This window comes from Streptomyces sp. NPDC002032 (assembly GCF_042890765.1).
Taxonomy (GTDB): domain Bacteria; phylum Actinomycetota; class Actinomycetes; order Streptomycetales; family Streptomycetaceae; genus Streptomyces.
Genome location: NZ_JBIASM010000019.1, coordinates 25,172 through 48,048 on the forward strand (window position 1 = coordinate 25,172; position 22,877 = coordinate 48,048).

At 74.9% G+C, this 22,877-nt stretch carries 19 protein-coding genes and 1 other RNA gene; 12 read left to right on the forward strand and 8 right to left on the reverse strand.

Annotated features, from left to right (window positions below; translation table 11 throughout):
* Window positions 1–91 precede the first annotated feature (91 nt).
* From ACFYYT_RS30990 to ACFYYT_RS31000, 3 genes are all read left to right on the forward strand, one after another.
* On the forward strand, window positions 92–2,113 hold the full coding sequence (locus tag ACFYYT_RS30990) for a serine/threonine-protein kinase (RefSeq protein WP_351829858.1): 2,022 nt from the start codon (window positions 92–94) through the stop codon (window positions 2,111–2,113).
* Window positions 2,114–2,195: 82 nt separating this feature from the next.
* Window positions 2,196–4,328 (forward strand): acyl-CoA dehydrogenase, encoded by a 2,133-nt coding sequence (locus ACFYYT_RS30995; RefSeq protein WP_388610037.1) that lies wholly within the window; start codon window positions 2,196–2,198, stop codon window positions 4,326–4,328.
* A gap of 19 nt (window positions 4,329–4,347) precedes the next feature.
* Window positions 4,348–5,532 (forward strand): lipid-transfer protein, encoded by a 1,185-nt coding sequence (locus ACFYYT_RS31000; protein ID WP_351830490.1) that lies wholly within the window; start codon window positions 4,348–4,350, stop codon window positions 5,530–5,532.
* 45 nt (window positions 5,533–5,577) lie between these two features.
* On the opposite strand, the gene ACFYYT_RS31005 is transcribed toward ACFYYT_RS31000, so the two are convergent.
* Window positions 5,578–6,636 (reverse strand): amidohydrolase family protein, encoded by a 1,059-nt coding sequence (locus ACFYYT_RS31005; RefSeq protein WP_351830493.1) that lies wholly within the window; start codon window positions 6,634–6,636, stop codon window positions 5,578–5,580.
* A 188-nt stretch (window positions 6,637–6,824) separates the two neighbouring features.
* Here ACFYYT_RS31005 and ACFYYT_RS31010 point away from each other — a divergent pair, with 188 nt between their 5' ends.
* Window positions 6,825–8,138 (forward strand): cytochrome P450, encoded by a 1,314-nt coding sequence (locus tag ACFYYT_RS31010; RefSeq protein ID WP_351830495.1) that lies wholly within the window; start codon window positions 6,825–6,827, stop codon window positions 8,136–8,138.
* Between the two features lie 197 nt (window positions 8,139–8,335).
* Here the strand turns inward: ACFYYT_RS31010 and ACFYYT_RS31015 are convergent, their stop codons facing one another.
* Entirely contained in the window at window positions 8,336–8,695 is a 360-nt protein-coding gene (locus tag ACFYYT_RS31015) for a DNA-binding response regulator (protein ID WP_351830513.1), read from the reverse strand.
* Between the two features lie 267 nt (window positions 8,696–8,962).
* Between ACFYYT_RS31015 and ACFYYT_RS31020 the strand changes: the two genes are divergently transcribed.
* The 3 genes from ACFYYT_RS31020 to ACFYYT_RS31030 are packed head-to-tail and all read left to right on the forward strand — an operon-like array spanning window position 8,963 to window position 11,895.
* Window positions 8,963–9,817: a MaoC/PaaZ C-terminal domain-containing protein gene (locus ACFYYT_RS31020; RefSeq protein WP_351830498.1), complete on the forward strand. Its 855-nt coding sequence runs from the start codon at window positions 8,963–8,965 to the stop codon at window positions 9,815–9,817.
* Between the two features lie 29 nt (window positions 9,818–9,846).
* The gene (locus ACFYYT_RS31025; RefSeq protein WP_351830500.1) at window positions 9,847–10,923 is read left to right on the forward strand and encodes a Zn-dependent alcohol dehydrogenase; all 1,077 of its coding nucleotides are present in this window, start codon (window positions 9,847–9,849) and stop codon (window positions 10,921–10,923) included.
* Between the two features lie 30 nt (window positions 10,924–10,953).
* On the forward strand, window positions 10,954–11,895 hold the full coding sequence (locus ACFYYT_RS31030; protein ID WP_351830502.1) for a 3-oxoacyl-ACP reductase: 942 nt from the start codon (window positions 10,954–10,956) through the stop codon (window positions 11,893–11,895).
* A gap of 22 nt (window positions 11,896–11,917) precedes the next feature.
* Here ACFYYT_RS31030 and ACFYYT_RS31035 read toward each other — a convergent pair whose 3' ends face one another.
* On the reverse strand, window positions 11,918–12,637 hold the full coding sequence (locus tag ACFYYT_RS31035; RefSeq protein WP_351830505.1) for a DUF4386 domain-containing protein: 720 nt from the start codon (window positions 12,635–12,637) through the stop codon (window positions 11,918–11,920).
* Window positions 12,638–12,758: 121 nt separating this feature from the next.
* On the opposite strand from ACFYYT_RS31035, the gene ACFYYT_RS31040 reads away from it, so the two are divergent.
* Entirely contained in the window at window positions 12,759–13,457 is a 699-nt protein-coding gene (locus ACFYYT_RS31040) for a TetR/AcrR family transcriptional regulator (protein WP_351830506.1), read from the forward strand.
* A gap of 75 nt (window positions 13,458–13,532) precedes the next feature.
* Here the strand turns inward: ACFYYT_RS31040 and ACFYYT_RS31045 are convergent, their stop codons facing one another.
* The gene (locus ACFYYT_RS31045; protein WP_388610045.1) at window positions 13,533–14,177 is read right to left on the reverse strand and encodes an HAD family hydrolase; all 645 of its coding nucleotides are present in this window, start codon (window positions 14,175–14,177) and stop codon (window positions 13,533–13,535) included.
* 30 nt (window positions 14,178–14,207) lie between these two features.
* Window positions 14,208–15,344, reverse strand: coding sequence for a hypothetical protein (locus ACFYYT_RS31050; protein ID WP_351830508.1), 1,137 nt, complete (start codon window positions 15,342–15,344; stop codon window positions 14,208–14,210).
* Window positions 15,345–15,631: 287 nt separating this feature from the next.
* Between ACFYYT_RS31050 and ACFYYT_RS31055 the strand changes: the two genes are divergently transcribed.
* Genes ACFYYT_RS31055 through ACFYYT_RS31065 form a run of 3 tightly spaced genes read left to right on the forward strand, consistent with a single transcriptional unit; the run spans window position 15,632 to window position 18,812 of the window.
* Entirely contained in the window at window positions 15,632–16,489 is an 858-nt protein-coding gene (locus ACFYYT_RS31055) for a Nif3-like dinuclear metal center hexameric protein (RefSeq protein ID WP_351830511.1), read from the forward strand.
* On the forward strand, window positions 16,486–17,229 hold the full coding sequence (locus tag ACFYYT_RS31060) for a C4-type zinc ribbon domain-containing protein (protein WP_351830518.1): 744 nt from the start codon (window positions 16,486–16,488) through the stop codon (window positions 17,227–17,229). Before ACFYYT_RS31055 ends, ACFYYT_RS31060 begins: the two co-directional genes overlap by 4 nt.
* Window positions 17,229–18,812 (forward strand): histidine phosphatase family protein, encoded by a 1,584-nt coding sequence (locus ACFYYT_RS31065; RefSeq protein ID WP_388610050.1) that lies wholly within the window; start codon window positions 17,229–17,231, stop codon window positions 18,810–18,812. Before ACFYYT_RS31060 ends, ACFYYT_RS31065 begins: the two co-directional genes overlap by 1 nt.
* A 64-nt stretch (window positions 18,813–18,876) precedes the next feature.
* On the opposite strand, the gene rnpB is transcribed toward ACFYYT_RS31065, so the two are convergent.
* The 3 genes from rnpB to ACFYYT_RS31080 all read right to left on the reverse strand — a co-directional run bounded on the left by rnpB (window position 18,877) and on the right by ACFYYT_RS31080 (window position 21,953).
* An RNA gene (gene rnpB, locus ACFYYT_RS31070) (RNase P RNA component class A) lies at window positions 18,877–19,279 on the reverse strand.
* 197 nt (window positions 19,280–19,476) lie between these two features.
* Window positions 19,477–20,433: a helix-turn-helix domain-containing protein gene (locus tag ACFYYT_RS31075; RefSeq protein ID WP_351826911.1), complete on the reverse strand. Its 957-nt coding sequence runs from the start codon at window positions 20,431–20,433 to the stop codon at window positions 19,477–19,479.
* A gap of 74 nt (window positions 20,434–20,507) precedes the next feature.
* Window positions 20,508–21,953, reverse strand: coding sequence for an RNB domain-containing ribonuclease (locus ACFYYT_RS31080; protein WP_351826913.1), 1,446 nt, complete (start codon window positions 21,951–21,953; stop codon window positions 20,508–20,510).
* A 102-nt stretch (window positions 21,954–22,055) separates the two neighbouring features.
* Here ACFYYT_RS31080 and yaaA point away from each other — a divergent pair, with 102 nt between their 5' ends.
* Window positions 22,056–22,856 carry a peroxide stress protein YaaA gene (yaaA, locus tag ACFYYT_RS31085; RefSeq protein WP_351826915.1) on the forward strand — a complete coding sequence of 267 codons (801 nt, stop codon included), beginning with the start codon at window positions 22,056–22,058 and terminating at the stop codon, window positions 22,854–22,856.
* Window positions 22,857–22,877: the final 21 nt, after the last annotated feature.

Sequence of the window (22,877 nt, forward strand, 5' to 3'; positions counted from 1 at the left end):
CCTGCACTCAAGTGCCCTTATCCTGTGGCGGGTTCGACCGGCCGTGTGGCCGGTTCGGGCGACCACAGGGGATCACCGGGGGGCGGTCGGGATGAGCGGTGCGTTAGGTGACGACGACAACGTCGACGGGGGAGTGAAGCCGCTCGCGGCCGGGGATCCGGTCCGGATCGGGCCGTACCTGCTGCTCGGGCGGCTCGGCGCCGGGGGCATGGGGCGGGTGTATCTGGCGCGGTCCGGCAGCGGGCGCACGGTCGCCGTGAAGGTGGTGCACGAGGAGCACGTCTCGAACGCGCAGTTCCGGGCCCGTTTCCGGCGCGAGATCGACGCCGCCCGGCGGGTCGGCGAGCGCTACACCGCGCCCGTCCTCGACGCGGACCCCGACGCGGACCGGCCCTGGGTGGCCACGGGATACGTACCGGGGCTCTCGCTGGAGCAGATCGTGCGCCGGTACGGGCCCCTGCCCGTGGAGTCCGTGCACGCCCTCGCCGACGGGCTGCTGCGGGCCCTGGAGGACATCCACGCGGCGGGGATCGTGCACCGCGACCTCAAGCCGTCGAACGTGATGCTGACCGTCGAGGGCACCCGTGTCATCGACTTCGGCATCTCGCGCGCGCTGGAGACCTCCGTGGAGTCGCTGCTCACCAGCACCGGCATGGTCGTCGGCTCGCCGGGGTTCATGTCGCCCGAGCAGGTCCGAGGGCAGCGGGCCGGGGCGAAGAGCGACGTGTTCACGCTCGGCTGCGTCCTGATGTACGCGGCCACGGGCGAGCTGCCGTTCGGGCACGGGGCCAGCAACCAGCACGCCGTGATGTTCCAGATCGTGGAGGGCGAGCCGGACCTGGAGAAGGTCGGGGACGAGGCCCTGCGGGCGTTCATCCGGCGCTGCCTGATCAAGGACGTCGACGAGCGGCCCGGTGTCCAGGACCTCTTGGCGGACCCCGAGCGGGTCCGTCCGGCGCAGCGCGGCGGGGCGTGGCTGCCGCCCAAGGTGGTGGCGCGGCTGGCCCGGCAGGCGGCGCGGCTGCTGGACGCGGAGGCCGCCCCGGAGGCGCAGGACGCGGCGGAGGGCGGATCCGGGCCGGCCGTCGCCACCGACCGGGCGACGCTGGACCTGCGCGGGAAGGCCGGGGCGCCCGGCGGGCCGGCGGTGGGTCCGCTGGCCGGGGGCGCCGCCACCTCCGGGAACGAGCGGCGCGAGCGGCGTCGCTGGACCGTCGCGGTGCCGGTCGTCCTCGTGTTCGCGGTCGGCGGCGGCACGGTGGCCCTGATCCAGCCGTTCGGCGGCGGCGGGGACGCCGGGCACGCCTCGCCCCCGGCGGCGAGCGGGCCCCTCAGCCCCGGCGGCGCGAGCGGTACGCCGTCCGGGCCGGGCGGCGGTGCGCTGCCCCCGGGGGCCTCCGGCGCTCCGAGTCCCGCAGGCCCCGGGCAGCAGGGCCAGGCCGGCGGGGCGGCGGACCCGGGCGGCGCTGCCGCACAGGGGGGCGGCCAGGGTGGCGCGCAAGGCGGCGCTCAGGGCGGCGCCCCGGCCGGTGGCGCCCCCGGCGGCGGCGCGGCGGCGGGTGGTGCGGCCGTGGGTGGCGGCGGGGCGCCCGGCGGGGGCTCCGGCAATCCGGGAGGCGGTTCCGCAAACCCCGGTGGAGCGGGCGGTACGGGCACCGGCCCGACCAAGGGCTCCGGCGCGGCGGCGGGCGGAGCCGCGGCCGGTGGCGCCCAGGGCGGCGGCTCCGGCGCCACCCCCGGCGGCTCCGGTACGCCGAGCGGCGGCGGTTCGTCGGGCGGGGACGCGGTGCCCGCGTACTTCGTGGGCGCCTGGAACTACACGGCCCCGCTCAACATCGACCAGCCGGTGACGGTGACCATCGCGCGGTCCGGGGCGGTCCGCCTGATCAGTGACTCCAACATGGGCCACTGCGAGAACACCGCCAAGGTGACCTCGGTGGGCTCCGGCGGCTCCCGGATCAACGTCGGTGCGGCCACGGTGGACAGGAGCAGGTCCAACAGCACCTTCTGCGGGACGCTCGACGCTTCGTTCTTCACGAGGAGCGAGCCGTCGGGCCTCCAGCACAACGTGGGGCCCGCGCACGGCGACGGGTACTACTACGCGCGCTCCTGAGCCGTCCGCCCGCCGGTCGCGCACGAGAACACGTTCCATTCTGACCTTCCGTCGGAATGGAACGTGTTCTAGTCTGCCGCGCATGGGCATCGGAATCACGCAAGAACAGCGGGAGTTGGCCGACGCCGTACGCGGCTGGGCCGGGCGGGCCGTGCCGCCCGAGGAGGTGCGCAAGCTGCTCGACACCCCGCCCCGGACCGGGGTGCGGCCCGCCTACTGGGACGGCCTCGCGGCGGCCGGACTGCTGGCGCCCCACCTGGAGGGCGGGACGCTGCTGGACCTGGCCGTCGTGGTGGAGGAGGCCGCCCGGGCGGCGCTGCCCGGGCCCTTCCTGCCGAGTGCGCTGGCCTCCGTACTCCTGGACCGGGCCGGGGCCGAGCCCCTGGACGGCCGGATCGGGGCCGTCGCACTGGGCCCCGGCAGTCTCACCGCCGTCGCCGTCGAAGGCGGCGGCCACCTGCTGGACGGGCTCGCGCCCCCCGTGCTCGGCGCCGGCGAGGCCGACCTGGTCCTGCTCGCCGCCGAAACCGCGCACGGCACCCGCTGGTTCGCCGTGGACGCCGCCGCGCTGGACGTCCGCACCCACGAGAGCGCGGACCCCACCCGCCCCACCGCCGAGGTGCGCGCCCGCGGGGCCGTCGTGCCGCCGGGCCGGCTGCTGGAGCTGGACGCCGCGCTGGTGCGGGACCTGGCCTGCGTCCTGTTCGCCGCCGACGCCTGCGGCACCGCCGCCTGGGCCGTGCACACCGCCGCCGAGTACGCCAAGGTGCGCGAACAGTTCGGGCGGCCCATCGGACGGTTCCAGGGCGTCAAGCACCTGTGCGCCGACATGCTGGTCCGGCTGGAACAGGCCCGCGCCCTCGCCTGGGACGCCGCGAACAGCGCCGGCGAGGACCCACGGGTCCGCTCCCTGGTCGCCGCGCTCGCCGCCGGGACCGCACTCGACGCGGCCCACTCCTGCGCCAAGGACTGCATCCAGATCCTCGGCGGCATCGGCTTCACCTGGGAACACGACGCCCACATCCACCTGCGCCGGGCGCTCGTCGCCCGCCAGCTCCTCGGCCCCGGCGACGGCCACCGCATCCGCGCCGCGCGCCTCGCGGCGGACGGCGCCCGCCGCGAACTGCGCCTGCGGCTGCCCGCGAGCGCCGAGGCCCACCGCCCCGCCGCCCGCGCCGCCGCCCTGGACGCGCGGGGCCTCGACCCGGCCGCCGCCCGCCGGGTGCTGGCCCCGACCGGATACGCGGCCCCGTACCTGCCCCGCCCCTACGGGCTCGGCGCCGGGCCCGCCGAACAGCTGGTGGTGCAGCAGGAGCTGAAGGAGGCCGGGGTCGTCCTCGCCGACCTCGGCATCGCCACCTGGGTCGTGCCCTCGCTGCTGGCCTACGGCACCGACGCGCAGCGCGCGGCGTACGTCCTGCCGACGCTGCGCGGGGACACGACCTGGTGCCAGCTCTTCTCCGAGCCGGGCGCCGGCTCCGACCTGGCCTCCCTGCGGACCAAGGCCGTACGGCGGCCGGACGGCTCCTGGCAGGTCAACGGACAGAAGGTCTGGACGAGTTCCGCGCACACGGCCGACTTCGGGATCCTGCTCGCCCGCACGGACCCGGACGCCCCCAAGCACCGGGGCCTCGGCTACTTCGTCGTCGACATGAAGAACACCCCGGGCATCGAGGTCCGCCCGCTCAAGGAGATCACCGGCGAGGCCCTCTTCAACGAGGTGTACTTCGACGACGTCGTCCTGCCCGCCGACGCCCTGGTCGGGGCGGCCGACGAGGGCTGGAAGGTCGCCCGCAACACCCTCGGCAACGAACGCGTCCACATGGCCGACCAGATGACCTTCGACACCGGCCTCGAAGCGCTCATCGCCCGCTGCGCCGGCCTCGACGGCTCCTACCGGGCCCGCGTCGGCGCCCTGGCCGCCGAGGCCCACGCCCTGGCCTGCATCGGCCTGCGCACCACCCTCCAGCAGGTGTCCGGGCTGGAGCCCGGCGCGGGCGCCTCCATACGCAAGCTCGTGCAGACCCCCCACCAGCAGCGGATCGCCGAGCTCGCGCTCGAACTGCTGGGCCCGGCGGGCGCGGTACGGGAGGGGGCGGGGGAGCGGGCCGTGCACGGGATGCTCATGTCCCGCTGCCTGACCATCGCCGGGGGCACCACGCAGGTCCAGCTCAACGTCGTCGCCGAGCGCATCCTCGGCCTCCCGCGGGACTGAAGGGGAAGGGAATCCAGCCATGAAGGCCTACATCGTCGGCGTCGGCATGACGAAGTTCGAGAAGCCGGAATCGCGCGACTGGCAGTACTGGGACATGGTGCGGGAAGCGGGCACGGCGGCCCTGGCCGACGCGGGGGTGGACTACGGGCTCGTCGAGCAGGTGCCCGTCGGCTACTGCTTCCAGCCCTCCACCGCCGGCCAGCGGGCCGCGTACGAACTGGGGCTCACCGGCGTCCCCGTCTACAACGTCAACAACAACTGCGCCACCGGCTCCACGGCCCTGATGATGGCCCGCCAGTTCGTGGCGGGCGGGATCAACGACTGCGTCCTCGCGCTCGGCTTCGAGAAGATGAAGCGCGGCGCCCTGGGCGGCGGCGCCGACGGCGGCGACTTCAGCACCTCGCCGGTCGCCCGCCACTACGGGATCATGGCCGCCGCGCACGGCTTCGAGATGTCCCCGCCCACCGCGCAGATCTTCGGGAACGCCGCCCGCGAGCACATGGAGCGCTACGGGACCACCCCCGCCCAGCTGGCGGCGGTGGGCGCCAAGAACCACCGGCACTCCGCGAACAACCCCAACGCGCAGTTCCAGGACGTGTACACGGTGGAGGAGGTGCTCGCCGCCAAGACCATCCACGAGCCCCTGACCAAACTCCAGTGCTCGCCCACCTCGGACGGCGCGGCGGCCGCCCTCGTCGTCTCCGAACGCTTCGTCGTCCGCCACGGCCTGCACGACAAGGCCGTGGAGATCGCCGCCCAGGCCATGACCACCGACACCGGCGCCAGCTTCGCCGGCTCCTGCATCGACGTCGTCGGCAAGCCGATGACCGCGGCCGCCGCCCGCCGGGTGTACGAGGCCTCCGGGCTCGGCATCGAGGACGTCGACGTCATCGAGCTGCACGACTGCTTCTCCGTCAACGAACTGCTGACCTACGAGGCGCTCGGCATGTGCGCCGACGGGGCCTCCGGCGAGCTCGTCGAGAGCGGCGCCACCACCTACGGCGGGCGCTGGGTGGTCAACCCGTCGGGCGGGCTGATCTCCAAGGGCCACCCCCTCGGCGCCACGGGCCTCGCGCAGGCCGCCGAACTGGTCTGGCAGCTGCGCGGCGAGGCCGGAGCCCGCCAGGTCCCCGGCGCCGGGGTCGGCCTCGCGCACAACATCGGGCTCGGCGGCGCGGCGGTGGTCACCCTGCTGCGCCGCTGAGGGGCGGGGCGCCGGATCCCGCCCCCGCCGAGGCGCGGCCGCGTCTCAGGCGGGCACCAGGCGCGGCATCAGGCGCAGCGCGTTCTCCCGGTTGACCGCCCGGCGCAGCTGCGGGGTGAAGGCCGGATCGGCGGCCAGGGCGGGCAGGGCGACGTCGGTGACCATCGGGGCCGGGCAGGCCGGCCAGTCGCTGCCGAAGAGGATCCGGTCCGGGGCCGCCGTCGCCAGCAGGGTGCCCGCCGGGGACAGCGGGCCGGCGGTGTCGTAGTAGAAGCGCCGCAGGTGGTCCCGTACGGCCGCGGGTTCCACCGGCGGGTCGAAGGCGTGCGCGAACGCCTCCAGCCGGGTCGCGATGTGCGGCAGGAAGCCGCCGCCGTGCGGCAGGATCACCGACAGGTTCGGGAAGCGGTCCAGCGTCCGGTTGCGGATCATGTTCGCGGCGGCCCGGGTGGTGTCGAGGAGGAAGTCGCACAGGAAGTTCGGCACCCCCGGCACGGTCGCCCCGCCGGGCCCGGCCCCGGGCGGGCCGCCCGGCAGGTTGTGCGGATGCGTGTCGACGACCGCCGACCGTTCGTCCAGCTCGGCGAAGATCCCGTCGTAGGACGGGTCGCCGAGGTAGACGCCCCCGTAGTTCGCGGTCAGGTTCACCCCGACCGCGCCCAGCTCGTCCAGACCCCGGCGCAGCGTCCACGAGGACACCTCAAGGTCGTCCAGGAACAGCGGGGCGTGGAAGAAGAACCGCCCCGGATGCGCCTCGCACACCTCCACGGCCGCCGCCAGCGTCACCGTGACCGCCTCGCGCAACTGCGCGGAGCTCGTGTAGCGGGCGGGCAGCATCGGCTTGAGCACGGCGGTGGCGATCCCGGCCCGGTCCATCAGGGCGAGGGCCTCGCGCGCGTCCCAGCGCGACCACGGCGGCAGCGCCTTCGGGTGTACGAGCCCCTGCTCCTCGGCCCACGCGCGCCAGGCCGGGGCGCAGAAGTGGTGGTGGACGTCGATCACCGCACCGCTGCCGTCGTCGTCCCCGGCCGCCGCGCCCGGCAGGCCCGCTCCGGGCCGCGGCGCCCCGCCGGCGGTGATTCCGCTCGTACCGTATTCCGGCATGTCCGCATTCCCTTCCGTCGGGCCGAGGACCGGATCACCGCACACCCTAGGGCGGGCTCCGGCCGCAGCGCGGCGGACATCGCCCGGCGCGTCCAGCGGACTCCGAACGGCCCAATGAGGTTTTGTCCCGCACACCGTCCGGGAAAAGAGCGAGACGTCAATTCCGGGATGGACGAAAGGTCTGGCGCGTGACGACTGAACCGACTGCGGCGGTCAACGACGGCATCGCGCTGGACGAAGCGGTGAAAGCGGCGACCCTGAGCACGCCGGAATACCGGCAGTGCCCCCATCCCTATTACAAGGTCCTGCGCGAACAGGCCCCGATCGCCCGCCTCACCCCCCGGCACGGCGTCGACACGTACCTGATCACCCGGTACGAGGACGCCCACGCCGCCCTCGCCGACCCGCGCATCGGCAAGGACATGCACGAGGGCATCGACCTCTACCACGCGCTCTTCGGGGACGCGTGCGAGACGCTCGACGACAACCTCCTCTTCGCGGACCCGCCCCGGCACACCCGGCTGCGCCACATCGCGAAGACCGCCTTCACCCCGCGCCACGTCAGGGACCTGCGCCCGCACATCGAGGAGCTCGCGAACGGGCTGCTGGACCGGTGCCCCACCGACGAGCCCGTCGACCTGATGAAGGCCTTCGCGCTGCCGCTGCCCGTCATGGTCATCTGCGAGCTGCTCGGCATCGTCGGCGAGGAGCGCACCGAGGTCCTGAAGTGGTTCTCCGTCGTGACGCGCTCGCGGTTCAGCAAGGACATGAAGGACGACCTCGTCCGGGCGGAACACTGGCTGCGGGACTACTTCACCGGCCACATCCGGCGCACCCGCGAGAACCCCACGGACGACTTCCTGACCATGCTGGTGCAGACGCACCACGAGGAAGAGCCGCTGACCGACCACGAACTCGTCTCGATGATGTGGGTGCTGCTCTTCGCCGGGCACAAGACGACGACCCTCCAGATCGGCAATTCCGTCTTCAACCTGCTCACGCACCCCGAACAGTTCAGGGCGCTGAAGGAGAACCGCGAACTTTTGCCGCAGGCCATCGAGGAACTCCTGCGGTACGAGGGGAGCGTGGAAACCTCCACCTTCCGGTACGCGCTGGAGGACGTGGAAATCGGCGGGACGGTCATTCCGCAGGGCGCGATCGTGCAGATCGCCCTGACCGCCGCGAACCGCGACCCGGAGAAGTTCACCGACCCCGACACCCTGGACATCACCCGCGAACACCTCCAGCGCACCCACGTCGGTTTCGGCTTCGGCCCGCACTTCTGCCTGGGCGCCCCGCTGGCCCGGCTGGAGCTGGAGATCTGCCTCACCGCGCTGATCGACCGCTTCCCCGACATGGTGCTGGCGATGCCCGAGTCGGAGGAGGGGGACTGGCTGAAGGGGCCCTTCCCGGCCTTCCGGGGGCTGGAGCGGCTGCCGGTGGCCCTGGACCCCTCGCGGACGGTGGACGACTGGACGGACCCGGCCGCGCCGACCGCCTAGCGGTACCCCGCCCGGGCCCCAGCCCTCCGCCGGCCCCCCGGCGGGGGGCTTCCGCACGGCCGCGGCGCTCCGGCCGCGGCGCTCCGGCCGCGGCGCTCCGGCCGCGGCGCTCCGGCCGCGGCGCTCCGGCCGCGGCGCTCCGGCCGCCGCGCTACGGGCGCCGGGCGCCGTACTCCGGCCGCGTTCAGCCCGCCGCGCTACGGGCCCGCGAGGGCCGGGTCCACCACCGTCTCGCCCGTCGACGCCCGCCGCAGGCACTCCGCCAGCTCCTCGACCGGGCCGTCGCGCAGGACCAGCCCCGCCGCGCCCGCCGCCAGCGCCGCCTCGCGCAGCCCCGGCCGCGCCGACCCGGCGGTCACCAGCACCCGGCACTCCGGCTCGTCCGCCAGTACGGCCCGTACGGCGTCGAGCTCCTCCACCAGCGCCACCGCCGGCCGGGCCGCCGCCGAGGCCACCACCTCGATGTCCGGCTGGAGGCCCAGGAGGATCGCGAGGGCCCGGTCCGGCGGCTCCAGCAGGACGCGCAGGGAACGGGCGGGGCGGTGCGTCACGGGCATTTCGTCCACCGGCGCAGCGTAACGTCCGGCCTCCCGGCCCGAAGGCAACACGCCACTCGTTGGGCTCATCTGACGTGAGGTCAGGAGTCTTCCCAAGTGATCGGGCGTGCGTTATACATGCCTTCGACCGGCCTGCTAGAACGCGTTCTAGAACCGGTTCCGCGTACGACCTCGGTGCGGCTGACGGTGCGGACGGCCGCACCGAGGTCTTCCAAGGCAGCGGTGCTCGCGCAGGCCGCGGCGCCCCGAGACAGGGAGCAGCTCCCCATGCCGATCGATGCCGCCAAGGCCCTCGCCGCCGAACCCCGCCGGGGGGAGATCGGCTGGGACCACAAGGACGTCCAGCTCTACCACCTCGGCCTCGGTGCCGGGCTCCCCGCCACCGACCCCGACGAGCTGCGCTACACCCTGGAGTCCAAGCTCCACGTCCTCCCCAGCTTCGCCACCGTCGCCGGCGCCGGCATGGCCATGCTGGGCGGCCTCGCCGCACCCGGCATCGAGGTCAACCTCGCCCACGTCCTGCACGGCGGGCACTCCATCGAGCTGCACCGCCCGATCCCCGTCACGGGGCGGGCCACCTCCACCTCCCGGGTCGTCGCCGTCCACGACAAGGGCAAGGCCGCCGTCATCGTGCTGCGCTCCGAGGTCGCGGACGCCGACGGGCCGCTGTGGACCAGCGACGCGCAGCTCTTCGTCCGGGGAGAGGGCGGCTTCGGCGGGGAGCGCGGCCCCTCCGTGCGCACCGAGCTGCCCGAGCGGGCCCCCGACCGCGTCGAGGAGCGCGCCATCCGCGAGGAACAGGCCCTCCTCTACCGGCTCTCGGGGGACTGGAACCCGCTGCACGCCGACCCGGAGTTCGCCAAGCTCGCCGGCTTCGACCGGCCGATCCTGCACGGCCTGTGCTCGTACGGGATGACGCTCAAGGCCGTCGTCGACACCGAGCTGGGCGGCGACGTCTCCCGGGTCCGGGCCTACCGCACGCGCTTCGCCGGGATCGTCTTCCCCGGCGAGACGCTCCGCATCCGGATGTGGCGGGAGCCCGGCCGCGTCCTCGTCGCGGTGACCGCCGTCGAACGGGACGACGCGCCGGTCCTCGCCGACACCGTCGTCGAACACGCGTAAGACAGCCCGCCCACCGAAGGAGCCGCACCGTGCGCGCAGCACTGCAGAGCGAGATAGGCCAGGACAAGCTGGAGGTCGTCGACGACATGGAAGCCGTGGGCCTGGGCCCCGGCAAGGTCAGGATCCGGATCAAGGCCACCGGCCTGTGCCACTCCGACCTGTCCGCGATGAGCGGCGTACTGCCCCAGCCCGCGCCCTTCGTCCCGGGCCACGAGGGCTCCGGGGTGATCGCCGACGTCGGTGACGGCGTCACCCACCTCAAGCAGGGCGACCGGGTCCTGGTCTGCTGGCTGCCGCCCTGCGGGCACTGCGCGGCCTGCAAGCGCGGCCAGGGCCACCTCTGTCTGGAGAGCCTCGTCAACGCGGGCACCCCCAACTTCCGGCGGGCGGGCGGGGAGATCTTCGGCTTCGCCGCCACCGGCACCTTCGCCGAGGAACTCGTCGTCGACGCCAAGTGCGCCGTCCCGATCCCCGACGACGTGCCCTTCGACATCGCCGCCCTCATCGGCTGCGGAGTCACCACCGGTCTCGGCGCGGCGATCAACACGGCGAAGGTGGAAGCCGGCTCCTCGGTCGCCGTCATCGGCTGCGGCGGCGTCGGCATCTCCGTCATCCAGGGCGCCAAGCTCCAGGGCGCCGCGCAGATCATCGCCATCGACCCCGTCGAGTCCCGCCGCGAGGCGGCGCTGCGCTTCGGCGCGACGGAGGCGGTGGCCCCCGACGCCTTCGACGACGCCAAGAACCGGATCACCGCCGGGGAGGGGTTCGACTACGTCTTCGAGGTCGTCGGCAAATCCGTCACCGCGCAGACCGCCTACAAGATGACCCGGCGCGGCGGCAACGTCGTCATCGTCGGCGCGGGCGCCCTCGACGACAGCTTCCAGGTCGACATGTTCTCGCTCTTCTTCGACGAGAAGAAGATCCTGCCGTCGATGTACGGGGGCGGGGACGTGCTCCGCTCCTACGAGCGCACCATCGCCCTGTGGCGGGCCGGCCGGGTCGACCTGGCCGGACTGATCACCCACCGCGTGCGGCTCGCCGAGATCAACGACGCCCTCGACCAGATGCGCACCGGCATCGCGCTGCGCACCTGCATAGAGATCTGACCCCGACCCGCTCTGAGAGGAAACCGGTAGATGTCACTGCCACTTGAGGGGCTCAGCGCCATCGTCACCGGCGCCGGCCGCGGGCTCGGCCGGGCCGAGGCGCTGGAACTGGCCCGGCTCGGCGCGAGCGTCGTCGTCAACGACTTCGGGCAGAGCGGCCGCGACGGATCGGGGGAGGCCTCGGCCGCCCCGGCGCAGGAGGTCGCCGCCGAGATCCGCGCGGCGGGCGGGCAGGCGGTGGCGCACCTCGGTGACGTGGCCGACTTCGAGCAGGCGCGGGAACTGGTCGCGCTCGCGGTCTCCCGCTTCGGCAAGCTGGACGTCCTCGTCAACAACGCGGGCATCCTGCGGGACCGGATGGTCTTCTCGATGTCGGAGGAGGAGTGGGACTCGGTGATCCGGGTCCACCTCAAGGGCCACTTCAACACCACCCACTTCGCCTCCGCGCACTGGCGGGAACGCTCCAAGGCGGCGGGCGGCCCGGTCTACGGCCGCATCGTCAACACCTCCTCCGAGGCCTTCCTCGGCGGCTCGGCCGGCCAGCCCAACTACGCGGCCGCCAAGGGCGGCATCGTGGGCCTGACCACCTCCACCGCCCTGGCCCTGGCCAAGTACGGGGTCACCGCGAACGCCATCTGCCCGCGCGCCCGCACCCGGATGACCGAGGACGTCTTCGCGGGCTTCCAGGTGCCGCAGGAGGGCCGGCTCGACGCCCTCGCCCCCGAGCACGTCGCCCCGCTCGTCGGCTACCTGGCCTCGCCCGCCTCGGCGAAGGCGAACGGCCAGCTGTTCGTCGTCCACGGCGGGATCGTGGCCGTGATGGAACGCCCGAAGGTGGCCGCCAAGTTCGACACGGCCAAGGAGGTCTTCTCCTACGAGGAGCTGGACGCGCTCCTCACCCCGCACTACGACTCCCGGCCGCCGAACGAGACCTTCGCGGCGGCCGAGGTCCTGGGCCTCAAGCACGACTAGGCCGTCTTTCGTGGTGGCGCAGTCACCCGGCGTCGGCGCCCAGGGGGGTGCCGGCGCCCACGGGGGTGCCGGCGCCCTCGCCGAAGCCCTTGGCGAGCAGCCGGACGGCCAGCGTCACTTCCCAGGCGAAGACGGGAAGGGCCGCGAGTGACCCGGGCAGGGAGACCTGCTCGTAGACCCCGAACAGCACGGCGGTCGCCGAGGCGCAGATCAGCGCCCCGCCGACGAGTCCCAGGACGGCGATGGGCCGCGGCACGAGCCGCGAGGTGTACATCAGGGCGGCCAGCACCAGGGTGTTGGCTCCCAGGACGAAGTTCGGCCCGAACAGGAACGTCCAGTCGTGGAACGCCACCAGGGCCCTGGCGGCCGTCACCAGGGAGGGGTCGGCGGCGGCCGCCGCGCCCTGGCCCTGCTGCCTGAGCGTCACGACCGACAGCACGCTGACGATGCCGACGAGGATGACGGCGGCTTCCAGCAGGCGCCCGCAGACGTAGCCGAGCGCCGCCCCCTCGCTGCGCCTCCGCAGCACCGGGTACAGGACGGCCCCGGTGCCCGTGACGGCCAGCGCGAGCACGAACTCGCACAACGCCCCCAGGAACACCCGGGTGTCCCGGCCGGCGCCGAGGACGTACCCGGTGTCGTGCAGGGCGGGCCCGTAGAGCGCGAGGCCGCCGACCGCCGCGACTTCGGTGACGAGGAACAGCACACCGACGACGACCGCGCTTCTCCTGGCTGAGCTCATGCGGAACAGACCCCCTCAACGAGGTGTACGGCGTACACCTTACGGTTGGCGCTCACCGTAGGTGTACGCCGTACACTCGTCAAGGCCAGAGCCGTCCACCGGAACGAGGAAGAAGCCCCGCATGCCCGAGCAGCCGCAGGAACAGCGCCGGACCCCCCTGAACCGGGACCGGGTGCTGCGCGCCGCCGTCGCGTTCGCGGACGGAGCCGGGATCGAGGCGCTGAGCATGCGCCGGCTCGCGCAGGAACTCGGCGTCGTGCCGATGGCGCTCTACAAGCACGTGGCCAACAAGGAAGAGCTCCTGGACGGCATGGTGGAGATCGTCGTCGCGGAGATCGGGGGCCAGGCCCCCGGAGCCGGCTGGAAGAGCGCGGTCCGCGCCCGGATCCTCGGAGCGCGCGGCGCCCTCCTGGCCCACACCTGGGCCGCTCCCGTGATCCGGTCCCGCAGCAGTGCGACGCCGGCCGTACTGGCCTACCTGGACTCGGTGATCGGCATCTTCCGTGCCGGGGGCTTCTCCCTCGACCTCACCCACCACGTGATGCACGCCCTCGGCAGCCGCGTGCTGGGCTTCACCGAGGAGCTGTTCGACGCCTCGGCGAGCGCACCGCCGCAGGACGAACGGGCGCGGCGGGCCGCGTACGAGGCGATGGCCCGCCGGTATCCCCACGTCACCGAGCTGGCCGGGGCGGTGGCCCACGACCGGCGGACGGTCATCGGCCAGGGCTGCGACGACCGCTTCGAGTTCGAGTTCGCGCTGGACCTTCTCCTGGACGGATTCGAACGGCTCCACGCCCAGGGCTGGACGTCCGCGCCCTGAGGCGGCCGGGGAGGCTGAGGGGGCTGAGGCGGCCGACGGCCCGGGGAGCCCCCGGCCGCCGGACGCCCGCGGCGGCTACCCGGGGAAGCCGAGGGCCGCGCGCAGGTCGTCGGGTCCGCCGTAGTGCACGCCCGTCATCCCGAGGGCCCGCGCCGCCTCGACGTTCTCCCGCTGGTCGTCCACGAACAGGCAGCGCCCGGGGTCCGCGCCCGCCCGCTTGACGGCGATCTCGTAGATCTCCCGGTCCGGCTTGGCCACACCCACCAGGGCGCTGCTGACGACGTGGTCGGCGAGATCGGTGAGCCCCATCTCCGCCAGGTCCGCCTCCAGGTCCAGGGTGGCGTTGGTGACCAGCACCAGGGTCATCCCGGACGCCCGCGCGGCCCGCAGGACCGAGACCACCTCGGCGTCGGCCGCGAAGGGGGTCCCGGCCAGCGCGCCCGCCAGCTCCCGCGCCCGCTCTCCGGACACCCGGGTGGTGCTGCGCAGCGCGTCGGCCACCTTCCGGGCCCACTGGCCGGGGGTGATGCGGCCGAGCATCAGGGGGCCGTCGAGCGCGGGGGCGAAGGCCACCTCGGCCGTGGTCCCCTCACGGAGCCCGGCGGCGCGTTCGAGGGCGCCGACCCGGGAGGAGTCGTAGAAGCGGATGACGTTGTCCAGGTCGCACAGGACCGCGTCGAAGGGCCGGGTCGTCGCGCCGGGGGCGGGGGAGGTGATCACCCCGCCTGCCTATCACCCCCCGCTCAGGGCTCAGCCCAGCGGGGCTTGTTGCAGCGGCACCGGGCGCAGGGCCGGCTCCGCCCGCAGGCACGGATCCGGACCGGCCGGGTCCGCGCCTGCGGGGTCCCGGCCCGCGGGGGCCTGGCCGGCGGGCGGCCACGGGCGCGCCTGCGGGGGCGGGGCGGCCGGCGGGGTCAGGCCGACCAGCCCGCACGGCACCTCCGGGGTGGTGTACGGGAGGTGCAGGCGGCCCTCTGCGCTCCACAGGCCGGTCCCGAGCCAGCCCACCGGAGTGCCGAGCCGGAACACGTACCGGTCTCCGGGGCGCCACAGGGCCAGGCCGCTCTCGCCGACCCGCAGCGCCACCCCGCAGGTCTCCGGCATCAGCGCCTGGCCGGGCTGCACCGCGAACGGGTGCGCGTCCTCGATGCGCAGGCACTCCGGGAAGCGGACCGGGCGGGTGCTGCCCAGCACCCCCCAGCCGAGCCGGGGCTCGCCCGGGGCGTCGGAGCGGATCAGCAGCAGCCCGCTGTCGGGGGCGGCGAGCAGCAGCCGGTCGTCGCTGTCCTCGGCGATCTGGAGCAGCGGGCTGACCTCGCCGCCCCGCGCCAGGTCCACGGCGACGGCCTTGGTGCGCCCGTCCAGCTCGTGGTCCAGGGCCAGCAGCCGGCCGACCCGGTCCAGCCACACGCCGCCGGAGCAGCGGCCCGGCAGCGTGGCCGCCCGGCGCGGTCCGCCCGGGATCCCGGCCACCTGCCACAGGGTGCTCCGCCCGGGCCCCACGGCCAGGGCGAAGGCCCCGTGCCCGTCGGGGGAGGGCGGCAGCAGGCGCACCCGTACGCCCTCCTCGGCGGCGACCGAGCCGAGCGGGAGCTCCCCGGTGCGCGGGCCGCCGGCAGCGCCCGAGGGGTAGAGCAGGGCGAAGGCGTGCCGGTCGGCGACCCGGCGGTGGATCAGCACCCGCCCGTCGGCCAGCGGCAGCACCTCGCTGTCGGCCTCCTCGGGCTGCCCGAGCGGCAACGGCACCGCGTACGGCTCGGGTCCCCCCAGCGTCCAGCGTTCGGGGTAGCGGGCCTGCCCCTCCCCGGCCAGCCGTGCGGCATACGCCCCGTCGGCGGCGATCGTGAAGCGGGCGGTCGTCGTGATCTCGATGGCGCAGACAGTCATCCGGGCCGTCACCTCCGGATGAGGAAGCTAGTTTTCGGGCCCTCCCCCGTCCCGCACGACTCGGCACGCTTCACACGTAAGGGTGGCCACCTGTTGATTCGCCGGTGGAGGGAGGTGCGATTGTGCTGTGGCATACCGGGGCGTTTGGGGTCAGAGGGTGGTGGGGGCCGCCCGAGGTCCGCGCACCTCCCGCGCCGGAACCCCCCACGGCCCGCCCGGGGCTCCCGGGCAGCGGGGAGGGGCAGCGGGCGAAGGAGCGCCTGAGAAAGGGACGGTAGCCTTGGCCTGTGCCCCGTCTCTCTGAAGTCATCGCCGCGCTGGACGCTCTGTGGCCCCCCTCGCGGGCCGAGGAGTGGGACGCCGTCGGCACCGTCTGCGGCGACCCCGACGCCGAGGTCTCCCGGGTGCTGTTCGCCGTGGACCCGGTCCAGGAGATCGTCGACGAGGCCGTGAAGCTGGGTGCCGACCTGCTCGTCACCCACCACCCCCTCTACCTGCGCGGCACCACCACCGTCGCGGCCGGGACCTTCAAGGGCCGCGCCGTGCACACGCTGATCAAGAACGACATCGCGCTGCACGTCGCCCACACCAACGCCGACACCGCCGACCCCGGCGTCTCCGACGCCCTCGCCGGCGCCCTCGACCTGCGCGTCACCGGCCCGCTGGTGCCCGACCCCACCGACCCGGCGGGCCGTCGCGGCCTCGGCCGGATCTGCGAGCTGGACCGGCCCGAGACCCTGCGCGAGTTCGCCGCCCGGGCCGCCGCCTGGCTCCCGCCGACCGCCCAGGGCATCCGGGTCGCGGGCGACCCCGACGCGCTGATCCACACCGTCGCCGTCAGCGGCGGCTCCGGCGACAGCCTCTTCGCGCAGGTCCGGGCGGCGGGCGTGGACGCCTACCTGACCGCAGACCTGCGCCACCACCCGGCGTCCGAGGCCCGCGAGCAGAACCCGCTCGCCCTCGTCGACGCCGCCCACTGGGCCACCGAGTGGCCCTGGTGCGAGCAGGCCGCCGCGCAGCTCGACGCGATCTCCGAGCGCCACGGCTGGGGTCTGCGGACCCACGTCTCGCGCACGGTCACCGACCCGTGGACGGCGCACGCGCCGTCCGTCACCTCCCCCTCTACCTCTGGAGCCCCCAACTGAACGCCGAGCCCGCCGACCAGATCCGACTTCTCGACATCCAGGCCCTGGACGTCCGGCTGTCTCAGCTCGCCCACAAGCGCAAGTCGCTCCCCGAGCACACCGAGGTCGACTCCCTGACCAAGGACCTCAGCCAGCAGCGCGACCTGCTCGTCGCCGCGCAGACGCAGGCCAGCGACGCCGCCCGCGAGCAGACCAAGGCGGAGCAGGACGTCGACCAGGTCCGCCAGCGCGCGGCCCGTGACCAGCAGCGCCTGGACACCGGCGTCGGCATCTCGGCGCGGGACCTGGCCAACCTGCAGAGCGAGGTCGTCTCCCTCGCCAAGCGCCAGGGTGACCTGGAGGACGTGGTCCTGGAGGTCATGGAGCGCCTGGAGGCCGCGCAGGAGCGCGTCACCGAGCTGACCGAGCGGGTCGCCGCGCTGGAGGCCAAGCTCGTCGACGCCACCGCGCGCCGCGACGCCGCCACCGGTGAGATCGACACCGAGGTCGCGAAGATCGGCAAGGACCGCGAGGTCATCGTCGGCTCCATGCCGGCCGACCTGATGGCCCTGTACGAGAAGATCCGCGTCAAGCAGGGCGGGGTCGGCGCCGCGCGCCTGTACCAGCGCCGCTGCGAGGGCTGCCGGCTGGAGCTGGACATGGCCGAGGTCAACGAGATCAAGGCCGCGGCCCGCAACCAGGTCGTCCGCCACGAGAACTGCGGCCGCATCCTGGTCCGTACGGCGGACTCGGGCATCTGATGCCGCGTTTCGTCGTGGAGGCGGACGGCGGATCCCGGGGCAACCCGGGCCCCGCCGGCTACGGCGCGGTCGTCCTCGACCCGGCGACGGGGGAGACCCTGGCCGAAAGCGCCGAGTTCATCGGCGTCGCGACGAACAACGTCGCCGAGTACAAGGGCCTCATCGCGGGCCTGGAAGCGGCCCGCGCCCTGGCTCCTGACGCGGTGGTGCTGGTCCGCATGGACTCCAAGCTCGTGGTGGAGCAGATGTCGGGCCGCTGGAAGATCAAGCACCCGGACATGAAGCCGCTCGCGGCGGCGGCGGCGAAGGTCCTGCCGCGGGCGCAGGTCAGCTACGAGTGGATCCCGCGCGAGCGCAACAAGCACGCGGACCGGCTCGCGAACGAGGCGATGGACGCGGGCAAGCGCGGCGAGCGGTGGGAGGCCTCGCGGTCCACGGCCGTCTTCGCACCGTCCGGCCCGCCCGGCGACGCGGCGAAGGGCGCGGCGGCGGTCCGCGCCGCCCTTGCCTCCGGCGGCGCTACGGGAACCCCCGCGCCCGCACCGCCCGCCCCCGCCCCCACCGACACGCTGTTCGGCGCCACGGGCGGCATTCGCGACACCGGCCGCCCCGCCGACACGCTGTTCGGCGCCACCGGCGCCACCGGCGCCACCGGCGGCACGGGCGCCACCGGCGGCACGGGCGCCACCGGCGGCACGGGCGCCACCGGCGCCTCCGGCGGCGCGGGCGGCACGAGCGCGACGGGCGCCACGGGCGGCGCCCGCGCCACCGCCGACACCCGCGCGACCGGCGGCACCCGCGCGACCGGCGGCACCCGCGCGACCGGCGGCGCCCGCGCGACCGGCGGCGCCCGCGACACCGCCGACGCCCGCGACACTGGCGGTGCCGAGCTGCGGGCCGCCGCCGGCTTGGCGGCCGCCGCCGCTCCCGCCGGGGGCAGTGGATGGGGTCCCGACATGGGGGCGCCCGCCACCTTCGTGCTGCTGCGGCACGGGGAGACCGCGCTCACCCCGCAGAAGCGTTTCTCCGGCAGTGGCGGCACCGACCCCGAGCTGTCCCCGGCCGGCCGCCGCCAGGCCGCCGCCGTCGCCGGGGCGCTGGCCGCGCGGGGCACCGTACAGGCCGTCGTCAGCTCCCCGCTGCGCCGCTGCCGCGAGACCGCCCAGGCCGTCGCGGACCGTCTCGGGCTGCCCGTGGCGATCGAGGAGGGCCTGCGCGAGACGGACTTCGGCGCCTGGGAGGGCCTGACCTTCGCCGAGGTGCGCGAGCGCTTCCCGGACGACCTCCAGGCCTGGCTGGACTCCCCGCGGGCGGCCCCCACCGGCGGCGGCGAGAGCTTCAGCGCCGTCACCCGCCGGGTCAGCGCGGCGCGCGACCGGCTGCTGAGCGCCCACGCGGGCCGCACCGTACTGCTGGTCACGCACGTGACCCCGGTCAAGACGCTGGTACGCCTCGCGCTGGGCGCGCCGCCCGAGGCCCTGTTCAAGATGGAGCTGTCCGCGGCCTCCCTGTCGGCGGTGGCCTACTACGCCGACGGGAACGCCTCGCTCCGGCTCCTCAACGACACCTCGCACCTGCGCTAGCCCGGACGTGCGAAGGCCCCCGCAGCCCATCGGGCGGCGGGGGCCTTCGCGTCGTACGGAACGGCAGACGAGCCGGCCTGTACGCCGGGTTCTGTCGCCCGGAGACCTCGCGGTCGCCGGGGAGACGGCCATCCATCTAGGGCCGGCGTTGCCGCCGGCCTCGTGCGGTCTACCCGCGGACATCGGGCGGGCAGCCCTCGATCGTCCGCGCAGACCCGTCCGGGGACGGATCCTCTTGACCTTGCTCCGGGTGGGGTTTACCTAGCCGCCTGAGTCACCTCAGGCGCTGGTGGTCTCTTACACCACCGTTTCACCCTTACCGGGAACCGAAGTCCCCGGCGGTCTGTTTTCTGTGGCACTGTCCCGCGGGTCACCCCGGGTGGCCGTTAGCCACCACCCTGCCCTGTGGAGCCCGGACGTTCCTCGGCGGGATCCGAGGATCCCGACGCGGCCGCCCGGCCGACTCGTCTGTCGTGGTGGCCATGTTACCCGCACTGTGTAAGCGTTCCGCCGTGCCGCAGCGGTACGGCAACCCGCACCCCCGTGGCGGGCTGCCGCACTGCGTGGGGACTCTCCGGGGGGAGGAGGAGTCGTACGCCGAGCGTGACAAGCGCGGACCGGCCTGTCTTGCAGAAATCGGCGGCCACGGCCGGCCCCCCCGGCCTCAGCCGGGCCGGCCCGGCTCCGGCGGGAGCAGCACGCTGGTGATCCGGTCCGGCATCCGGTCCAGCGCCGAGCCCGGCGGCAGGCCGCCGCGCAGGGCCGCGAACCGGGCGGGCGGCAGGCCCGTCATGGCCTTCACGTCCCGGCCGAAGTGCGCCTGGTCGTGGTAGCCGCAGGCGGCCGCCACCTCGGCGGGCGCCGTACCGGCCGCGAGCGCGCGCAGGGCGTGCTGGAGCCGGAACACCCGGGCCACCGCCTTGGGCGCCAGCCCGACCTCCTCCCGGAAGCGGGCGCGCAGGTGGCGGGGGCTCCAGCCGGTGGCGGCGGTGGCGCGCGCCAGCGAGCCGGGGCCGGTGTCCGCCCACAGCAGGGCCAGCGCGCCCCGCACGCCCGGGGTGACGGCCGGGCCCCGGTCCAGGCGGGCGGCGAGGACGGAGTCGAGGAGGTCGAAGCGCGCGTCCCAGCCGTCCAGCGCCCGCAGCCGCTCGGGCAGGTGCCGCCCGGCGGGCCCGAGCACGTCGGCGAGGTCCACCAGGCTCTCCTCGAAGTGCGCCATCGGCACCCCGAAGAGCCGGTACGCGCCGAGCGGGCTCATGTTCACCTCCAGCCCGTGCACCGCGCCCGCGTGCACCCCGATCGCCGGGACGGTGCGGGGCCCGGCGACGAGGGCGCGGGAGACGGGCGCGGGGCGCGGCCGGGCTCCGGCGAGCTCGCCGGTGCGGGTCACCCACAGGCCCTCGCCGAAGGCGAAGACGAGGGTGACGTAGCCGGTGGGCAGCTCCAGGCGGCGGCGGGGGGCCGGGAAGCGGGTGTGGAAGCCGGTGTAGCCGACGACGTGCGGGCGCAGCTCGGCGGCGGGCCGGCGCCGGGCCCCGTCGGCCCCGGTGGCTCCCGTGGCTCCCGCGGCCCCGTCCGGCGCGGCGGACGCCGGCCGCGCGGGCGTGCCGGTGTGCCCCATGCGCACCGCCTCCCCGGGTGTCGCTGCGCAGATGATGACAGGCGCCGGGGCGGGTGACCAGGGCTCCGGCGGGCTCAGGCCGGGGCGAAGAGGATCTTGGAGGTGCCCGGGTCGGCGTGCGTGAGGCGGACCCGGATGCGGTCGCCCAGTGGCAGGTTCCGCGAGGGGGATTCGATGCGGCCGACGACCGCCGGCTCCTCCAGGTGGACGGTGCCCACCGTCGGGTCCTGTTCCCTGACGTCGACGACCGTCGCCTCGAAGGTCTCCCCGACCCGGCCCTGGAGCAGGGCCGCCTCCACCAGGTCCACGCACTCCCGCTCCACGGTGTTCGCCAGCCGGGTCCCCTCCGCCATCTCGCGCGGCAGCGCCTCCAGCGCGGCCGTCACCCACTCGGGCGGCGCGGCCCCGGCGACGGCGGCGAGGCACAGCTCGCCGGTGTACCGGTCGACGAGGCGGCGCAGCGGCGCCGTGCAGTGGGCGTACGGGGCCGCGACCGCCGCGTGCAGCGCCGGGTCCGGGGTGTGGCCGCCGCTGAAGACCGTGTACCCGGCGCCGCGCAGCAGGGCTGTGCACTCCTGGAGGAAGGCGGCGTGGGCGGGCAGGCGCGGGTCGAGGGAGCGCACGAGCCGCGCGTACGGGACGTGGTGCGGCCAGTCGATCCGCAGGGCGGTGGCCGTGCGCCGCAGCCGGCCGACCGCGCCGTCGGGGGCGGCGGGCAGGGTGCGCAGGATGCCGGTGCCGGAGGCGATCATCAGATCGGCGGCGGCCATGCCGGTCATCAGGGAGATCTGGGCGTTCCAGCCGTCGGCGGGCAGCGGGGCCCGGTAGACGAGGGCGTACGAGTCGTCCTCCCGCTCGACGACCTCCTGTTCGGGGACGTTCAGGGAGATCCCGCCGCGCTCGGTCTCCAGTGCCTCGCGCAGCGTCCCGATCTCCTTGAGCAGGGCCAGGGCGGGATCGGCGGTGGCGGAGTCGATGGCCTTCTGGACCCCCTCGTAGTCGAGCCTCGCCCGGCTGCGGACCAGCGCCCGGCGGACCTCGGCGGCCCCGACGCGGCCGTCGGAGTCCAGGTCGAGGCGCCACAGCAGGGCGGGCCGGGTCCGGTCGGGCAGCAGGCTGGCGGCGTCCTCGGACAGCACGGCCGGGTGCAGGGGGACGCGTTCGTCGGGGAAGTAGAGGGTGGTGACCCGGCGGTGGGCCTCGGCGTCGAGGGCGCCGCCGGGGGTGACGAAGGCGGCGACGTCGGCGATGGCGTAGTGCACGCGGTAGCCGCCGCCCGGCCGCTTCGCCAGGTGCATGGCCTGGTCGAGGTCGACGGAGCCCGGGGGGTCGATGGTGAACAGCGGGACGTCGGTGGCGTCGAGCTCCGGGAGGCGCGGGGCGGCGGCGGCCCGCTCGGCCTCGGCGAGCACCCCGGGAGGGAACGCCCCCGGCACGCCGAGACGGGTGCGCAGGGCGGACAGCGCGGCCCGGAGGGCGCCGCCGTCCGCGCCGGTCATGTGCAGGAGGCGGCGTGGCATGGGTCGAGCGTATGACCGGCGGGCCGTGGCGGCACGGCGAGCCGTCTACCCTGGCCGGGGGGCCGCACCCCCTGCGCCGCGTCTTGTCGAAGGAGAACCACCGTGCTCGTGCTGCTGCCGCCCTCCGAGGGAAAGGCCGCCGGCGGCTCCGGCGCACCGCTGGAGCCGGGGTCCCTGTCGCTGCCGGGGCTGGCCGGGGCGCGGGCCGCCGTACTGGAGGAACTCGTCGAGCTGTGCTCCGGGGACGAGCTGAAGGCGCGCGAGGTGCTGGGGCTGAGCGAGGGGCTGCGCGGCGAGGTCGCCAAGAACGCGGCCCTGCGCGGCGCGGTGGCCCGCCCGGCGGGGGAGGTCTACACCGGGGTGCTCTACGACGCCCTCGGCCTGGCGGAGTTGCCCGCTGCGGCGCGGGCGCTCGCCGATCGGTCGCTGCTGGTGTTCTCGGGGCTGTGGGGTGCGGTGCGGGTGACGGACCGGATCCCGTCGTACCGCTGCTCGATGGGGGTCAAGCTGCCCGGGCTCGGCGCGCTGGGCGCCTACTGGCGCACCCCGATGGCCTCGGTGATGCCGCAGGCGGCGGGGGACGGGCTGGTGCTGGACCTGCGGTCCTCGGCGTACGCCTCCGCGTGGAAGCCGAAGGGGGAGACGGCGGGCCGGACGGCGACGGTACGGGTGCTGCACGCGCAGGTCGTCGACGGCGTCGAGAAGCGGTCGGTGGTCAGCCACTTCAACAAGGCCACCAAGGGCCGGCTGGTACGGGACCTGCTGCTGGCCGGCGCGGTCCCGGGCTCTCCTGCGGAACTGCTGACGGCCCTGCGCGACCTCGGCTACACGGTCGAGGCCGAAGCCCCGGCCAAGCCGGCGAAGGCCTGGTCGCTGGACGTGGTGGTCAGCCAGATCCACTGAGGGCCCGCCCGGCGCGCCGCC

Excerpts from the sequence above, each read along its gene's own strand:
- ACFYYT_RS30990 (WP_351829858.1), top strand. The coding sequence starts at position 92 with ATGAGCGGTGCGTTAGGTGACGACGACAACGTCGACGGGGGAGTGAAG.
- ACFYYT_RS30995 (WP_388610037.1), top strand. The coding sequence starts at position 2,196 with ATGGGCATCGGAATCACGCAAGAACAGCGGGAGTTGGCCGACGCCGTA.
- ACFYYT_RS31000 (WP_351830490.1), top strand. The coding sequence starts at position 4,348 with ATGAAGGCCTACATCGTCGGCGTCGGCATGACGAAGTTCGAGAAGCCG.
- ACFYYT_RS31005 (WP_351830493.1), bottom strand. The coding sequence starts at position 6,636 with ATGCCGGAATACGGTACGAGCGGAATCACCGCCGGCGGGGCGCCGCGG.
- ACFYYT_RS31015 (WP_351830513.1), bottom strand. The coding sequence starts at position 8,695 with ATGCCCGTGACGCACCGCCCCGCCCGTTCCCTGCGCGTCCTGCTGGAG.
- ACFYYT_RS31020 (WP_351830498.1), top strand. The coding sequence starts at position 8,963 with ATGCCGATCGATGCCGCCAAGGCCCTCGCCGCCGAACCCCGCCGGGGG.
- ACFYYT_RS31030 (WP_351830502.1), top strand. The coding sequence starts at position 10,954 with ATGTCACTGCCACTTGAGGGGCTCAGCGCCATCGTCACCGGCGCCGGC.
- ACFYYT_RS31035 (WP_351830505.1), bottom strand. The coding sequence starts at position 12,637 with ATGAGCTCAGCCAGGAGAAGCGCGGTCGTCGTCGGTGTGCTGTTCCTC.
- ACFYYT_RS31040 (WP_351830506.1), top strand. The coding sequence starts at position 12,759 with ATGCCCGAGCAGCCGCAGGAACAGCGCCGGACCCCCCTGAACCGGGAC.
- ACFYYT_RS31050 (WP_351830508.1), bottom strand. The coding sequence starts at position 15,344 with ATGACTGTCTGCGCCATCGAGATCACGACGACCGCCCGCTTCACGATC.
- ACFYYT_RS31065 (WP_388610050.1), top strand. The coding sequence starts at position 17,229 with ATGCCGCGTTTCGTCGTGGAGGCGGACGGCGGATCCCGGGGCAACCCG.
- ACFYYT_RS31075 (WP_351826911.1), bottom strand. The coding sequence starts at position 20,433 with ATGGGGCACACCGGCACGCCCGCGCGGCCGGCGTCCGCCGCGCCGGAC.
- ACFYYT_RS31080 (WP_351826913.1), bottom strand. The coding sequence starts at position 21,953 with ATGCCACGCCGCCTCCTGCACATGACCGGCGCGGACGGCGGCGCCCTC.